The following is a 16,540-nucleotide window of genomic DNA, read 5'->3' as shown; positions in this document are numbered from 1 at the left end:
ACTTATGGATAGATTTGACGAAAGGATATTGCAAGAGCTTAAATTGGACGGCAGAATCTCCAACATTGAGCTTTCAGAACGAATTGGTTTGTCGGCTTCAGCGACTCTAAGGCGAGTACAGGATCTCGAGCGTAAAGGGATCATTCAAGGTTACCGCGCAGTTCTGGATAATGGCCTGATGGGTGTCGGCTTTATTGCTTATGTTTCGATTGGTTTATCGAGCCACAGCAAATCGGCTCAGCTAGAATTTGAACAGCATGTCAGCATGGAAAAAGAGGTGGTGGAATGCCACAACATTACCGGCGCTAATGAATATTTGCTGAGAGTAGAAACCAAAGATTTGCCGGGCTATAAGAAGTTTCATGCCGATGTGCTTGGGGAATGCGCTCAGGTTCAATCCATTACGACCATGGTTGTGATGGATACCCCTAAAGATGAACGCTAGTCGAGTTTTATTTCAGGAGAGGCGCAGTGCCCAATACTAATCAGTTGTTATTGTTCTTAGATGTGGTTCAACAAGGGTCGTTTACCAAAGCGGCAACCTTGCATGATATGGACAACTCATCACTCTCTAAACAAATAAAAAAGCTTGAGCAAGACCTAGGTGTTCAGCTTCTCAACCGTTCTACGCGTTCGTTCTCGCTGACGTCAGCAGGGGAAGATATTCTCGCGCAAACCTACGTGTTGAAAGACACCATCAATCAGATCCAAGGCATTGCTGATTCTTATCAGTCTGAACCTAAAGGCGTGCTACGAATTACTTCTCCCATCTATTTTGGTCAGCAATACCTGCAACCTATCATCACTCAGTTCATGAGAAAGTACCCGGATGTTCAGATCGTGCTGTCATTGGACGACAAGATCGCCAACATTATCGCAGGGCAGTTTGATATCGCATTTCGCTTCAGCAAACTTGTTGAATCGAATTTGATTGCGAAGAAGATTGCCGACAGTAACTTCATGTTAGTCGCCTCGAACGACTTTGTGAAGCAGTATGGTGAACCGAAGACGCCACAAGATTTGCTCGCGTTACCTGCTGTAATTTATACCAATGGCGATATGACGGTTGATCATTTACGTATCAGCGAAGAGCCGCACGGTAATACCTTCCAGAGCCTAACGATTCGTGGCAACTATAAGGTGAGTGATGTTCGCACCATGGTGTCTTGCGTAAAAGATGGCTTAGGATATGGTTTCCTCGATCAATCAAACTTGTATGCCTCAATGAAAGAACTTGGCTTGGTCACTTTACTTCCAGACTACCCAATCTCTACTGCTGATACGGCTATTTATGCCGTTTATCCGCACCGTAAGCAAACTAAGCTGGTTAAAGAATTCATCACTACGGTTCAAGACTATATTGGCTCTCCGACCATTTGGGAGAAGATGCAGCAAGGTTAGTTGTTTTTCTAATAGTACAAACTAAAAAAGGAGCTAAATCGTCATACGATCTAGCTCCTTTTTATTCCTCTGGCTATAGCTGATTTACAATGTAAAGCTTAGCTATAGCTGGCGTGAGCAACTATCCGGTCTCACTGAAAGGCATGACTACTCACGAAAACCGGTTACTGATCTTTAAAACGAATTAGTGATCATTAATCACTTCTTTACCACTTGGGTAGGCTTTTGAACCCAGTACATGACCGTCGACTTCTTTGCCATAGTAACCTTGGTGGCTGTGATAACGCTTAGCATTGCCGGCAACATCGCCTTTGTATCGAGGGTCTTGTGGGCGTTCATGACTGTTCACAAACGCGGCCACATCCCACGCATCCTGAATTGAAAGCTGTTGGCTTTTTCCAAGCGGCATGTTTTCGTAGATGAAGTACGCGGCGGTGTTTACGCGGTGCATACCTGCGCCCCAGTTGAATGAGTTTTTGCCCCAAAGTGGTGGTAGGTATGAGCGGCCGTCGTCCCCTTTGATACCTTCACCATTCTGTCCATGACACGTTTGGCAGCTGGTTTGATAAACCTTTTCGCCACGGGCTATCGACGGCTCTTGTTCAGGGTTAGCAATCTTAGGGTAGCCGCGACCTGCAAGCTTGCTGCGGTCATCGATTGGGTATTTGCTTAACAGCTCTTCAGGAAGAGGGAAGCTCTCCGCTTTTCCTCCGACTTGTAAATCTGCATCGCTAACCTCAGGAACGGGTGTGTCTTGCATGCCGTTCTTATCCAAGATACCGCCCATTGCCAACCAGTACGAGTAAGCGGTTAGCGCGACCATCTCTTTTGAGCCCACTGCTGGTGGTAAACCATTCATTGAGTAAGTGAAACAGCCTTGGATACGTTCTGCGTAGCTGTTTACTTTGTCATTTTTAGAGCGATACGCAGGGTAAGCCATATACGCTCCCCAAAGAGGTGCGGCATTTGGTTTCATGCCCGCTTGCATGTGGCAGTTGACACAGTTTTGTTCATTGCCTACGAACGTACCACGCATCTGTTGTGAATCGACAAACAGCGAATAACCCAGTTTTACTTTGTCGCCAAACTCCCCTGCAGGAATATCTACCAAGTTTCGTGGCACTAGATATTTGTTATCTTGAGGCTTCTCAACGGCTGGTAATTCGGTTTGGCGATCAGGCAACTCAGCTTCGGCATAAGCGATTCCAGAGGCAAGGGTTGCGGTAATTAGAAGTAGTGTTTTCATGCGAGCCCTTTAGTATCGGAAAGATGCGAAGTAGTACGACAGGTTTTTGATTTCATCGTCGGTTAGCTTGCCCGCGATGTTGCCCATCATGTTCAAATCATCACCCTTCCGAGTGCCGTTTTTCCAAGCGTTGAGCTGAGTTTGAATGTAGTCGGCGTGTTGACTGGCTAGGCGTGGGAATTTGTCTACGCCCATCCCACTTGGTCCGTGGCAGGTTGCACAAGCTGGGATGTTTCGGTCCCAATCGCCTTGGAATACAAGTTTACGATAAGGGTTATCGATATCAGCTTGTGAGCCGCGCTGTTCTAAATCGGTGAATTCGTATGAAGGCAGTGATGCAAAGTATTCTGCGACTTCACGACGAACGGCAGGGTCAGACACACCGTCAGCCATTCCCTTCATGATTGCGCTTTGACGCTCACCACTTGAGAACAGGATTAGTTGGTGTTCGAGGTAATCAGCATTGAGCCCTGTAAGCATAGGGGCGATGTTGGGCATGCCTTTACCGTCGGCTTGGTGGCAGCCGCTACAGGTTTCTGCAGCTTCTGGCATTGGGTTAGGCGCTGCTTGTGCAAAAGCGGATAAAGAAAGGCTTCCTAGAGCAGCGATGCAAAGCGTTAAAGTTTGAGTTTTAATTGTCAGCTTAGTCATGAGGCGTCGCTATTGGTTGTAATGCACGCATTTTCGACATAATTGGTTGTTCGCGCTATTGTGGATTTCCACATTAATTCACTTGGGACTTGAGGTGAGTCTCACATTAATAACCTCAGTCACCATAATGGTATTGATGTGAACTTCGATAGGCTGATCCAACTGCCGTTAACGAAATGCAAGGGAACTGCCATGTTCGCCTCGGTGTAACTGCTTGTTAAGGCTCTTTTATGGCACCGATTGTATAAGCATAGCTGCTTTATGGATGCGGGCTAAAAAAGTTGTGGTGAAATGAAGATTACTAATGGCTTTGGGTTGATTACTTTATCTAGACCGGATGCTTTATCTAGTCCCGATGCTGTATGTAGATTGGGCGTTTTATCCAAATAGGGTGCTTTTCTAGATTAAGGGGATGAAAAAGCAGAGCAACCTCGAATGACGAAGTTGCCCTGTTGTGTTCTCATCTGCAAATCAGATAAAGAAGTGTTTTGATTAAGTGCTTAAGTTAGAGCTTACTGAGTTTAAGCTAGACCTTGTAGATCTTAGCCGGAAGCGCTTGTCTTGCCGCTGCGCCCACAACCCAATCAAGCATCACGCCTTTGCCTTCTCTCGTCGGATCAATCAAGCCAATATCATTGATGTTAACGCCATCGTTTGACTTCATTTTCACTGGTTGTTGTGTGTCACCAATCCAGTGTGCACGCTCACCGAGTTCTTTGTGTCCAAAGCCGTGTTCAAAGCCTAATGTTCCCTGTTTTATACCATCAATCACCATCGCCAACGCATGTGTGGTTGAACTCGGTGTTTCAATGGCAAATACATCGCCTGTTTTGATGCCAGCAGAAGAGGCGTCTTGTGGGTGAATGTAAACCGGGTTCACGCCTTTAATGGATTCCAAGCGTGGTGATAAGTTAGACACCGCACTGTGAATGTTGGACTTAAAGTTGGTTAGTGTGAATGGCCACTCTGTTACTGGGAACTGCTCTACCAAAGGCGTACCGTCTGCTAACTTTTGTGGATACCATGTAGGACAACCCATGTATTGCTCGCCACTGATGGTATTACGAGACGTACCGAGTTTTTCATTCCAAATAGCCAATGGTTTGGTCCATTTGTACTTCATGGTTTCATTGGTGTAGGCATTGGTTGCGTCTTCAAAACGACCGCCACGCGCAAAGATATACGCCACTTTGAGCATCTCTTCTGGTTTAAGCGTTTTGTTCATCACAGGGACTAGGCGCTCTAGACCAGACCAAACGATATCTTCAGCGTCTACATTTGGTACGCCGCCTTTTACGAATGCCAAGTTAGCTGCAGAGCGTAGATAGAAATCTTCAGCGCTATGAATACCGTGCCAGTTACCTTGGCTGTCTTTAATTACGTTATCGCCGAAGCCACCTAAGCCCAGTGTTTTTGCCACATCAATAAAGAAGTTCTCTAGGTTGATGGCACGTCCGTCTTGAGTGCGGGAAGTTTTAGGCTCAACAATCGGCCAACGAGCGGTTATCGCTTTGGTCGCGACACCATGCCAGGGAGTTGCCATGCCCCAGCTTTCGTAAGTAACCGTGTCAGGCACGAGGTAATCCGATAATGCTGTTGTCTCATTGATGAAGGCATCGATAGAGACGATCAAGCCAAGTTGTTTTGGATCCTTAAGCTTCTCCCCTAGTAAGTTGTCTAAACCCGGAACGCCATAAAGTGGGTTTGCCATGTGGTTGATCCACGCTTTTGCACGGTAAGGGTAGCCATCAATCGCAGCTGATAAATGCTCGGTTAAAAGCGGCGCAGAGATTGGGTACCACGGAGCACGCGTTGGGTAGGGTGATTCACCTGCAGCAACGCGACGCTTGTATTCGCTGGTCTTGTGATACGGGAATTTGCTGCGAGATAAGAACACGCCTTGAGGCTTAGTCTTGCCTTTGAATTTGGTAAAGTCGTAACGTGGACCTGCAACAGAAGTTGGGTAGCCGCCTGCTTTCGCCATCGCACCGCCTTTCGCGTTGATGTTACCGATCAGCGCGTTCAGCATTAAGATAGAGAACGAGTTGTAGAAGCCGTTGGTGTGCATGTTGCCACCGTGGGTATCGACGACGGCTTTCGTTCCGTAGCTGGTGAAGCGTTTCGCCAGCGCAATAATCTGGTCTTGTGGAATTTCACACTGCTCACTGTAGTAAGTAAGGTCATACTTGAAGGCTTCTTCTTTTAATCTTTGTAGAGAAGACTTAACACGAACGCTCTGACCATCGATTTCTACGTCTTGATCAACGAACAGAGCCGCTTCATTCACCTGAATATGCGATGATAACAGTGACGTTGTCACATCTAGTGCGATGAATCCATCATCGTCAGACATCGGTTCGCCTGTTTCTAGCAATCCAATATCCGATGCACGGAGCATACGTCCATTTTGTGGGTGTGTTTCGTCACTGATCACAAGGTGTGAAGCATTACACCAATGCGTGGTGCCTGCTTTTTGCATCGCTTGTGCGCTTGGGCGAGACAAGAAATCGTGATTGTAGCGCTGGTTTTCGATGATCCATTGGATCATGCCCAGGACTAATGCTGAATCAGTGCCCGGTTTGATCGGTAGCCAGTTGTTACGATCGCCCGCCGCAAGGCTCGATGATCCTGCTGGAAGGCTTGGAGTCACAATGGTGTAGCTCAGTTTTCCATTAGTACGAGCTTCAGCCAGTTGTCTTGCTTGACGCTTGAACGGGTTACCCGCTTGAGCCGGAGACATACCGATGAAAAGAATGAACTCTGCGTTGTTGAAGTCTGGTTTTAAGTGCGAGAACTTGTCTAAATCATTCATGATCGCGCCAGAACCTGCACGGAATGCGTAACCACAGTAAGAGCCGTGGTGACCAAAGTTGCGTGTTCCGTAGCTGTTAAACGCAAAACGCTTCAAGATGTCATCACGACCTTCATTACCCGCATTAGTCACTAGTAACTGGTTGGCTTTAGGACCGTATTCAGGGTTGTTCGGATCGAGCGGTGTTTCGATATCACGAATCGATCTTAAGCCCTCGACTTCGCCCTCTCCGAATAAGTTACCACCTTCGGTGATCTCAGAGATGAGTTGTTCGTAACTGATCGGCTCCCATTTACCTTCACCACGCTTACCAACACGTTTGAGCGGTTGAGTGATTCGGTACGGGCTGTTTTGAATTTCTAACATGCCGTTACCGCGGGCGCAGGCTGTCGAGCGGTTATTGATACCTGATTCACCAGACAAGCCAATGTAGGCGTCTTTTACGGGCGTTTTGAACGGGATCTGCTGGTCACTTGATAGCGGGTGATACGGGTTACCCGAGATACGCAAGATCTCGTCATTGCGATTATCGATACGCACACGCAGGCCACACAGTGTCCAGCAACCGAAACACATTGACGGTGCAACGCGTTGGTTTGGATTCGGCGAAATCTTACCTTGCTCATCGACACTGTATTCCGTCTCTAGCGAATTACCGTGGTGGATGTGGTTGGTTTTCTTACCAGCGGTACCATCGATAGCACCGTGAACCATGTGTTTTGTGGTTGTCGCATAACCTGCAGCAAAAGCTCCAACACCACCGGCAGCAAGGCCTGTTTTCAAAAATTGACGACGTTTGTTATCCATGATGATTCCTCAGACTACAAGCTATGTGAGCGGTTAAGTGGTGACGATGTATTTTGGTTTGGCTTTGATGTTGCCTTTGGCGCAGAGTCAGTTGTTCGTGTAGATCCAATAGTTCGAGTAGACACGATTTCAGAAGCGAACAACGCAAGTGCTAACCAAAGGCCACACATACCAACAATGCCAAGTAAACCAGCGCTACCCATTGGCAGTTCATAGGGGAATGGACCTACATCAAAACGTGGAATGGTTTGAACCTCCATCATGGTCACCCAACGCACCGCCCATGCTGAAACGATGGTAGCAAGCGCAACACAGATAATTCCTAGTTTGCTTTGCGATAGACGCTGCAGCGGAAGAACCAAGGTCATGCAAAGTAAAATACTAGTAGTCATGATGCCTAAATTAATGCCCCAAGCGTCGTTCTCATACAAATTGAAGTGACCATGGTTAGATGCCCAAATCGACGTAAGAATAATGGCAAGGCCGCCCGTTAACGTAATGGTTCTTTGTACTAGAGCGAGGTCTGTTGGTTTTAAACTTGGCTTGCTTGAAGGCAGTAGAGCCCAAATCAACAACGTTAAGCCCGTTGCAGCAAAGAATGCGGTCGTGAACCAAAGCAGTGGAGAAGCCGGTTGATGCCAAAGTGGTCGGCTCGCCAAAATTGCAATCTCGGCACCGGTGTAAAGCGCGATACTTAAGCCAGAAATAGCGGTAGCAGCAGCGAGTGCAATCATCAGCTTTGTCGATACTTGCCATTGGCCTAGTGTTAGCCAAGACAAGCGTTTTAGAAGCGGATTTTCACTCTCTTTAAGCTGTGCGATGTCATCGCGTAGGTAAACCCATGCGGTTGCGACAGCTAGCCCAGAGAATAGAGGTAAAAACAGAGAGCCTAATGACATCCATGACCAAGGTGTGATGTGAGCGTAGAAGTGCCACGCACGTCCGGGTTGGTGTAAGTCACCTGTTAGTGCTAGTGGCCCAACAATTGCGCCGATGGCCATCACAAGTACAAGAGCAGAACGAAATTGGTGGCTGGTTGAGTTCTTGAATATCAGTGCAATCAAAAACAGAATAGCGGCCGCGTAAGCCGAACCAATGTAGAAGAAATATTGAACCGCCCACGGTAGCCAAGCGATCTCTTGAGCGGGAACTAACACTTCAGTGATATTCATGCTGTCTCTCCTTGTTTGCCTTGTGTCGCGATTGCCAATTCTTGTTCGCTAGAGGATGAGTTATTAATGGCGGCTGGATCATAAATCGCAGGTTGGCCTTCAATGTGGCTAACGAATCGTTCGTTCATGCCGATATAGAAAACATGTGGGTTAGTATTCTGCTCTGGTTTAAGCACCTTGATGTCGTCTTGGTTTTCACTGAGCAGGCGGTTTATCTCGCTGTTTGGATCTTTCAGGTCACCAATGACACGCGCACCTCCAACACAGGTTTCGACACAAGCGGGCAGTAAGCCGTCTTCAAGGCGGTGTGCACAAAAAGTGCATTTGTCAGCGGTAAGCGTGTCGTTGTTAATGAAACGTGCATCGTAAGGGCAAGCTTGAACACAATAAGCGCACGCAACGCAACGTTCGTTGTCGACCATCACGATGCCATCTTCACGTTGGAAGGTCGCTTGAACAGGGCAAACCTTTATGCATGGTGCGTTGTCACAGTGATTACAAAGGCGAGGCAACATGAAAGATTTCACGTCTTGTTGAGCTGTCGAACCATCATCAAGGGAGACTTCATACTGTTTTACAGTGGTTCTGAACTGGCCAATCGGCGCTTGGTTTTCAACGCTACAGCCAACAGTACATGCCTGACAGCCAACGCATTTACGTAAATCAATCGCCATCGCGTAGCGTTTACCTATTTCGCCTTTGCGGTCAGGTTGGTTGTTATTTCGAATGATTGTGCTCGCGACTGCGGTGTTGATTCCGGCAATGGGAATGAGCGCAGCACCGGCGGAAACTTTACCGAATTGGCTGAGAAACCGTCTTTTCAATGAGTCCATAGTGGTACCTATAAATGGGTATTTTTTCTGTTGAGCTCATTGTCAGTTTTTGACCGTACACGGGGTATTGTGGATTTCCACATACCCAGATCAAAGTTGATCTAGAACAAATGTGGTTTTACCAATCTAGCTGTTATGCTTTGTTTTAAAGACTTGTTTAAGGCGATCTAAAGCATGAGTTAGGCGTTAAACATGTCGTCAGCGTAAAGACGAAGTGAAATGAATAAACAGTCCGTTTGGAGAAAGAGATTTTAGTGACAGTCCGAAACCTAATGACAATCGTTGTCCTTTGTTGGTTGAGCCTAACCGCGGGTGCGTGTTTAGCAGCTCAATCTGAACAAGCGATAGTAGCCCCAAGCTCAAGCCAAAACACAGATGAACCCGATCAGGTTATCGAGGTTGGCGTGTTGGCGACTCGAGGTAAGCTTTCCGCTCAACAGCGTTGGCAGCCGACAATGGATTGGTTGTCTGAGCGTATTGCGGGTAAGCACTTTGTCCTCAAGCCTTTCAATTTGGAAGAGATGGCTGAAGCGGTGAAAGGGGTCACTGTCGATTTTGTTATTACTAATCCAGGTCAGGCGGTTCGATTAGGACGCCAGTATGCGCTTTCTTGGATGGCGACCATGACCAGTCATAACGTTGAAGCTCAAGGCGCCAGTAATACACGCAGCATTGGTTCCGCCCTGGTTGTGAGAAGAATGTCGCCTTATATCTCTTTTGAACAACTGAGCGGTAAGCCGATTGCGGCGGTATCGGAAAATGCATTCGGTGGTTATCTCACCATGCGTTATCAAGTGATGCAACAAGGGCTTAATCCCAACCGCTTTTTCTCTAATACCCAATTTTTAGGTTTCCCTATTGATGCCAGCTTGTACCAACTGCGAGAAGGGTACATTGAAGCGGCTGTGGTGCCTGCTTGTTTGGTTGAGAGCATGATCAGTGAGGGTTTGCTGGTGGCGGGACAATATCGAGTGATTGAAAACCAAGCGCCTGAAGGTTTTCGATGTCAGGTGTCTACGCCGTTGTACCCTAACTGGTCGTTTGCCAAAACAGAGCGGGCTTCTTCGGCACTGGCGAAACAAATGAGTCAGGTGTTATTTGCGATGCCAAAAAGCAGTGCGCCAGCCATTGCAGCGAATGCATCGGGCTGGACGTCACCGACAAGCCTGCTTTCAATCGACAAGCTTTATCAGCAACTCGACATGCACCCGCTGCAACAACCTTGGTGGAAAGAAGCGCTAATCTGGCTTAAGTACAATCAACAGTGGGCTTGGGCGTTCTTTTTGTTAGTTGTGTTTCTGAATGCCTATCACTTTTGGTTGGAGTATAAATTCAGCCGTAGCAAAAAACAGTTGGAAGCCACACTGCACAAATTAAAAAGTAAGAGTGAGCAGCTCGAACATTCTCAACGTATCGCGGTAGTCGGTGAGTTGGGGAGCAGTTTGGCACACGAAATCAATCAACCTTTGGCGGCTATTCGCAACTACAGCGAAGGCGGTTTACTGCGGATTTCGAAGAACAAACCGCTGACTGACATAGAGCCTGTATTTGAGAAGATCCAGTCTCAAGTGGACCGTGCTGATGCGATCATCCAGCGCTTAAGAAACATGATCAAAAAACGCTCATCAGATAAATCTCAAACTGATATAGAAGTGCTTCTTACAGATACCATCGAGCTACTGCAATTTCGATTAGAGAAACACAAGATAACCATTGAGCGCTACGCTGTAGGTAAGCCTATCCAGCTGCATGTTGACCCGGTGGGATTGCAGCAAGTGATTGTAAACCTGATAAACAATGCGACTGATGCGTGTAATGCTCAACAGCATCGCGAACAAAGCGCTACGTCTGATATTGATAACAAAAACAACGAACCATCGACAATTAAAGTGATTACCGAGTATCAACCGGATAAAATGATGCTGTCGGTTATCGATAACGGCACGGGCTTAGATTTCACCGAGCAACAAGTCACTCAAGCCTTCGTGAGTAGCAAAGAAAATGGCTTGGGTTTAGGGCTTGCGATTTGCCAAGACGTGATTGAAGACCACAGCGGCCAAATGGCCATCAAATCATTGACTCCTCATGGCTGTCACGTTGCAGTGACGTTACCTTTTTCTCTTTCAAATGATTCATAAGGAATCTTGTTATGTCTGAACTTCATCAAACGTTGCCGGTCTATGTGGTTGATGACGATGAGTCAATGCGTGACTCATTAGTGTTCTTATTGGAAGAGCATGATTTTACGGTGACAGCTTATGAAGATGGCCCGAGCTTTCTGGATTCAGTCGACTTGAGTGTTGCTGGATGTGTGGTGTTAGACAGCAGAATGCCTGAAATGAGAGGGCAGCAAGTTCATGAGTTGATGGTGAAAGCGCAGAGCCCACTGTCGGTTATCTATCTAACGGGTCACGGTGATGTGCCAATGGCGGTTGAAGCGTTGCAAGCTGGTGCGGTGAACTTCTTTCAAAAACCGGTTAAAGGCGGAGAACTGGCTGAGGCGATCAAGAAAGGATTAGACGCTTCTCAGAAGCATTTACATATGAATGTGTATCGCCAAGCCTATGCTTCCTTAACCGAGCGCGAAATAGACATTCTTGAGCAGATCATTGATGGCAAGCGCAACCAGAAAATTGCCGATGCACTTTGTATTGCAGTGAGAACGGTGGAAGTACACCGAGCGAGTTTGATGAAGAAATTCTCTGCGAAGACAGTTGCCGAGCTTGCTTACGTCTATGGACAGTTGAACTAACGATATAACGACAGTATGTGAAGCTGCGAAAAGAAATGCACCAAGCTTACGATCGTTTTTCAGACTTTTTCTGACGCAACCGGTCTTCAAAATTACCCTGTATTGAAGCAAGATCACACCATTTGGGGAGCGCATAACGATAGGTCTCTGCAGGCTTTTTATCGCTATGTATTCCTGAGATACTGAACTAAGTTCATTTTGGGGCGGAACGTGTCAATAACGACACTTTTCCCTGTAATTCGAAACATTCACTATGGTTGATGACACCTCGATATCGAGATTTGTATCAGCCGAGTTAGGTTAATATATTTTATGAGTACAATGGGAATCGCAATTGGTGCGACGGCTCTTTCGTTAATACTTGTGGCCGTTTGGCTGATTTCTTTATCGCTAAGAAAGCAGCGACTGGAACAAGAGCGAAAAGCGCGAGCAGTTGCTTACCGAAAGGCGATTGAAAAAGCTCGAATACAAGAACAAAAAGAGCGCCACTTTAAGGCTGAAACAGGGCATACGCCATCGATTCTGTATTTAGCGAAAGAGGCTGAGCGTGGCAATATTAAGGAAGCCTTGTATTGGTACGACAAAGCAGCTCATTTAGATAATATCAACGGTATGTATGGCGTTGTTCGTCTTAGTATGAAGCGCAAAGAAGACCTGATTTTAAGAGAAAAAGCCAACTTTTGGCAACTTGCGATATCCGCACTCGATAACGATTTGGTTGCGAAATTCGAGATGGGCAAAGCGCTCGTGTTTGGTCGTGGTACGGATAAGAATATCCCTAAGGGTTACACCTACATTGAAGAGTCGGCGGCGGCGGGAAATACCGAAGCAATGCTGTTTATCGGCGACTGGTGTTTAGACAAAGAAAACTCAGACTATTCAGCAGAAAGCGCAGTTGAGTGGTATCGCAAGGCAGCAGAAAAAAACAGTTTAGACGGCAAGATCAAGCTTGGTACATGTTACTTGAACGGCGTCGGCGTGGAATCTAATCACGGAGAGGCAGTGTACTGGTTTGAAACTGCAGCTGAGAAGAACAATTCAGAAGCCATGTTTAGAGCTGGTGAAGCTTGGATTGACCATGGTGAACATGGCAGTGCTATTGCTTATATCTGGCTATTTTTATCAGCTCACTTTGGCTATTCAGAAGCCAAGCAATTACGAGACAAAGTTGGGGGCGACCTTGGTGTGGATGCAGTAGTGGGTTTGCAGGCTCTGACTAAGCCGATAATGACCAAGCTAACGCAAGAAGCGATCACCAAGCACTCAATTGTTAAAGCGCTCAACAAACTCTATAAGCGTAATGTGCCTATTCCTAAGAAAGTGAAGGAGGCATCAGATGAAGATATAGATGAGCTAGGAACGGAGAGCAGTAACTCGAAAACACAAGCTCAGAGTGAGCAAGGTTCTAATGTAGATTTCAGCCAACAAGCGAAGGTGACTGCTAATCAAGATAACGGTACAGTAAACCAGAGTCAGAACTCAGCTCAACCTTCAGCGAATAACCAAACATCGCCAGATAAGCTAACAAATACTAACAACGGTTCTTTGGATTTTAGTCAGTCTGCAGTTGAACCTAGCTGGAAGAATAATCACTAAGATCTAGAACTTTGGTTACGTAGCTCATCGACAAAAGTAGGCTATCCGTAGAGTGACAATAGTTATTAATTCACTGAAGCTCTAGCGGTAATCTAGAAGACAAGAACAACAAAAAAGGGAAGCAGAAGCTTCCCTTTTTGTTTATATGCGATTTGCTTTTAGAGCTTAGAGCTTAGAGCCAAAGGCTAATGACTACTAATAGCCAATTAAGCTTTGTTTTGCTCAGCTTTACATACAGCAGCAGTGAACACTACGTCTGTTGAGCTGTTAAGCGCTGTTTCAGCTGAATCTTGAATCACACCGATAATGAAACCAACCGCAACAACCTGCATCGCTACGTCGTTCGAGATACCGAATAGGCCACATGCTAGTGGAATCAATAGTAGTGAACCACCTGCAACACCTGAAGCGCCACATGCTGAAATTGCAGCGACTAGGCTTAGTAGGATTGCTGTGAAGATATCAATCTCAATACCCATTGTGTGAACAGCAGCAAGCGTTAACACAGTGATGGTGATTGCGGCACCCGCCATGTTGATCGTTGCGCCTAGAGGAATCGATACCGAGTAAGTATCTTCATCTAGGTTTAGTTTCTTACAAAGGTTCATGTTCACTGGGATGTTTGCAGCGCTTGAACGAGTGAAGAATGCCGTTACACCTGATTCACGGATACATTGAAGTACAAGCGGGTATGGGTTCTGCTTTGTCTTGATAAATACAAGCAGTGGGTTAACCACAAGTGCGATGATCAGCATTGAGCTAAGTAGAACCGCTAACAGTTGACCGTAGCTTGCCAGAGCATCAAAACCGGTTGTTGCGAACGTAGTCGAAACAAGGCCGAAGATACCGAATGGCGCAAGACGAATAATGAAGCGAACAATGTGCGAAACACTTTGGCTTAGATCTTCGAAAACGGCTTTAGTTGTTGCAGATGCGTGATGCAGTGCAAGACCAAGACCGATAGCCCAAGCAAGAATACCGATGTAGTTCGCGTTCATTAGCGCACTTACTGGGTTGTCTACAAGCTTGAATAGAAGAGTATGAAGAACTTCAGCAATACCTTGAGGAGGGTTAGCACCTTCAGCGCCAGCAACCAGTGTCAAAGTGGTTGGGAACATGAAGCTCAGAACTACCGCAGTTAGTGCAGCAGAGAACGTACCAATCAGGTAAAGCACAATGATTGGACGCATGTGAGTATGCTGACCTTTCTTTTGGTTTGCGATAGAAGCTGCAACAAGAATGAATACTAAAATTGGGGCAACAGCTTTCAGAGCACCAACAAACAGACTACCTAGTAGACCTGCGTCTTGAGCTGCTGAAGGAGAAACCATGGCGAGAACGACACCGAAAACAATACCGGCAAGGATCTGTAGGACAAGGTTCCCACGAGCGATGCGGGCGAGCATGTTGTTGTTTTGCATAAAATACCTGCAATTGTTAAATTATTATAGTGATATATTTTTTTATAAAGTTGTACCAATTCCAACTATACACTAGTGGAATGGGCGGTCATATTAGCGGGATCTAAGAGTGTGTCTAGGAATAGTTTACTTTTAGGGTGATTGTTTGCGCCGCGTGGTGTTTTTAGAGCTAAATGTTAAATAAATGTATTCATGTTGAGCTATAAATCTACTCGTTGATATTTTTAAGGAGCAATGTTCTGGGTGTTTGGGTATGTAAACGGCTATTGGTAAAATCATTGTGTTCAGAAATAGTCATACAGATACCAAATTGAAATAAAAAAGCCCCACCTGATTAACAGGATAGGGCTAAGTCGTTTCAAATAAAGCTTATAGTCTTTAACTTTAAAGGTTTAGTCGGAAGCTTTCTTAAGATTGCGGCTCTCTGATTGCACGGTTTTGTACATCTTAGAAAGTTGTTTACCGTTCGCACGTTGTTCAGTCAATGATGCCCCGTTTCTGGCTTGCTCCCTCAATAGCTTTTGATAGTTGGTAAATCTTCTTTCAGACAGCTCACCATTTTCAATCGCTTTACGTATTTTGTACCCAGGCTCGGATTCGTGGCTGCAATCAGAGAAACGGCAGTGCATCGCCAATTCTTCGACATCAGAAAAGGTTTCACTCACCCCTTCAGCACAATCGGCGAGTTGTAACTCTCGCATGCCAGGCGTATCGAGCAATAAACCGCCCGACGTTAGCAAGTGCAGTGAACGTGATGTCGTGGTGTGTCGACCTTTGTTGTCGTCTTCACGTATGCCGCTCGTTTCTTGTTGAGTTTCGCCAAGTAACGAGTTCACGAGTGTCGATTTACCAACGCCGGATGACCCCATTAAAGCGACGGTCTTGCCTGTTTTACACCACGGCGACAATACCTGCGTAGAGTCTTGGTCGAGGCTGTTCACCGCTTCGATCATGAGCATGGCATCTAAGCTTTGAACTTGTTGTACTTTGTCTTGGTAGTCGTCACACAAGTCTTTCTTGGTAAGTACGATAACCGCTTCAACCTGTGCCTCGTTGGCGAGTGCTAGATAGCGTTCGATGCGGCTCAGATTAAAGTCATTGTTTAGCGAGACCACAATAAACACGGTGTCGATATTGGCTGAAATATACTGTTCAGCTACACGACTACCGGCAGCTTTTCGGCTGAATAGCGATTGACGTTCTAACAAGCGGTCAAATTGTCGATCAGCGTTTAATATCACCCAGTCGCCAACCGTCATGGCGGGTTGGTTTTGATGAACGGGTAGAACGATTTCGCCTTGTTCTGACGCAAGAGTATATCCGCTGCGATGGTGCGCGGTAATACGAGCAATGACAGAGTGGTCATAGTCTTCGAGTGTCAGTTGTTGTTGAAATACAGGTTGCCATCCAAGCTGTTGAAGTGACATTGGATGAGAAAATGCAGTTTGTGAATTCATGTTTATTTACCCAGACGTGCGAGCTTTCTTTCTTATCAGAGTATTAAAGTCTTATGAGAACATTAACTTCTTGTGAGATCTCAGGTTGTTAATGAGATCAATAGCATTGATGAGATCAAAAAGTGTTGCTGAGATTAAAAAGCGTCGAGACGTCAAAAATGTTTTGAGCTTGGGTCGAATTCAAATAGATAGGACCCCGGATTTAGTCATGCGCTATTGGGCATGCAGGTATTGATCACTTATGATCAACAATAAACCGGGTAAAAGTGTGCGGTAGTCACGGGTGACGAGATGTTGGTCGATCGGTATTTAAGTTTGATTAACCAAACAAATTAACGCGTTACTTTTACTGCCAGTTTTAGTGTTTTGATTACAATCATCTTCTATTCTCC

12 protein-coding genes are annotated in these 16,540 nt (G+C 46.1%); 5 read left to right on the top strand and 7 right to left on the bottom strand.

What is annotated here, in order from left to right:
• Nucleotides 1-4 precede the first annotated feature (4 nt).
• Nucleotides 5-445, top strand: coding sequence for an Lrp/AsnC family transcriptional regulator (locus tag OCV36_RS23285; RefSeq protein ID WP_010431662.1), 441 nt, complete (start codon nt 5-7; stop codon nt 443-445).
• A gap of 26 nt (nt 446-471) precedes the next feature.
• Nucleotides 472-1,401, top strand: coding sequence for a LysR family transcriptional regulator (locus OCV36_RS23280; protein ID WP_135454365.1), 930 nt, complete (start codon nt 472-474; stop codon nt 1,399-1,401).
• Between the two features lie 184 nt (nt 1,402-1,585).
• On the opposite strand, the gene OCV36_RS23275 is transcribed toward OCV36_RS23280, so the two are convergent.
• From OCV36_RS23275 to dsrO, 5 genes are all read right to left on the bottom strand, one after another.
• Nucleotides 1,586-2,647: a c-type cytochrome gene (locus tag OCV36_RS23275; protein WP_135454367.1), complete on the bottom strand. Its 1,062-nt coding sequence runs from the start codon at nt 2,645-2,647 to the stop codon at nt 1,586-1,588.
• 9 nt (nt 2,648-2,656) lie between these two features.
• Nucleotides 2,657-3,298 (bottom strand): c-type cytochrome, encoded by a 642-nt coding sequence (locus OCV36_RS23270; protein ID WP_135454368.1) that lies wholly within the window; start codon nt 3,296-3,298, stop codon nt 2,657-2,659.
• Between the two features lie 526 nt (nt 3,299-3,824).
• Nucleotides 3,825-6,917: a tetrathionate reductase subunit A gene (locus OCV36_RS23265; RefSeq protein WP_135454370.1), complete on the bottom strand. Its 3,093-nt coding sequence runs from the start codon at nt 6,915-6,917 to the stop codon at nt 3,825-3,827.
• 14 nt (nt 6,918-6,931) lie between these two features.
• The gene (nrfD, locus tag OCV36_RS23260; RefSeq protein WP_135454372.1) at nt 6,932-8,089 is read right to left on the bottom strand and encodes an NrfD/PsrC family molybdoenzyme membrane anchor subunit; all 1,158 of its coding nucleotides are present in this window, start codon (nt 8,087-8,089) and stop codon (nt 6,932-6,934) included.
• On the bottom strand, nt 8,086-8,922 hold the full coding sequence (gene dsrO / locus OCV36_RS23255) for a sulfate reduction electron transfer complex DsrMKJOP subunit DsrO (protein WP_135454374.1): 837 nt from the start codon (nt 8,920-8,922) through the stop codon (nt 8,086-8,088). The genes nrfD and dsrO overlap by 4 nt, the downstream gene beginning before the upstream one ends.
• A gap of 254 nt (nt 8,923-9,176) precedes the next feature.
• On the opposite strand from dsrO, the gene OCV36_RS23250 reads away from it, so the two are divergent.
• The 3 genes from OCV36_RS23250 to OCV36_RS23240 all read left to right on the top strand — a co-directional run bounded on the left by OCV36_RS23250 (nt 9,177) and on the right by OCV36_RS23240 (nt 13,270).
• Complete coding sequence (locus tag OCV36_RS23250) at nt 9,177-11,060, top strand: sensor histidine kinase (protein ID WP_135454376.1); 1,884 nt, start codon at nt 9,177-9,179, stop codon at nt 11,058-11,060.
• Nucleotides 11,061-11,071: 11 nt separating this feature from the next.
• Nucleotides 11,072-11,674: a response regulator transcription factor gene (locus OCV36_RS23245; protein ID WP_135454378.1), complete on the top strand. Its 603-nt coding sequence runs from the start codon at nt 11,072-11,074 to the stop codon at nt 11,672-11,674.
• A 321-nt stretch (nt 11,675-11,995) separates the two neighbouring features.
• Nucleotides 11,996-13,270, top strand: a complete 1,275-nt coding sequence (locus OCV36_RS23240; protein ID WP_135454469.1) for a tetratricopeptide repeat protein — start codon at nt 11,996-11,998, stop codon at nt 13,268-13,270.
• A 206-nt stretch (nt 13,271-13,476) separates the two neighbouring features.
• Here the strand turns inward: OCV36_RS23240 and sstT are convergent, their stop codons facing one another.
• Together sstT and rsgA are read right to left on the bottom strand one after the other, a co-directional pair.
• Nucleotides 13,477-14,691 carry a serine/threonine transporter SstT gene (gene sstT / locus OCV36_RS23235; protein ID WP_102554221.1) on the bottom strand — a complete coding sequence of 405 codons (1,215 nt, stop codon included), beginning with the start codon at nt 14,689-14,691 and terminating at the stop codon, nt 13,477-13,479.
• A 392-nt stretch (nt 14,692-15,083) separates the two neighbouring features.
• Complete coding sequence (gene rsgA, locus OCV36_RS23230; protein ID WP_135454379.1) at nt 15,084-16,148, bottom strand: ribosome small subunit-dependent GTPase A; 1,065 nt, start codon at nt 16,146-16,148, stop codon at nt 15,084-15,086.
• Nucleotides 16,149-16,540: the final 392 nt, after the last annotated feature.

This window comes from Vibrio echinoideorum, from assembly GCF_024347455.1.
Lineage (GTDB): Bacteria > Pseudomonadota > Gammaproteobacteria > Enterobacterales > Vibrionaceae > Vibrio > Vibrio echinoideorum.
This window is presented reverse-complemented; position numbering and strand designations above follow the sequence as displayed.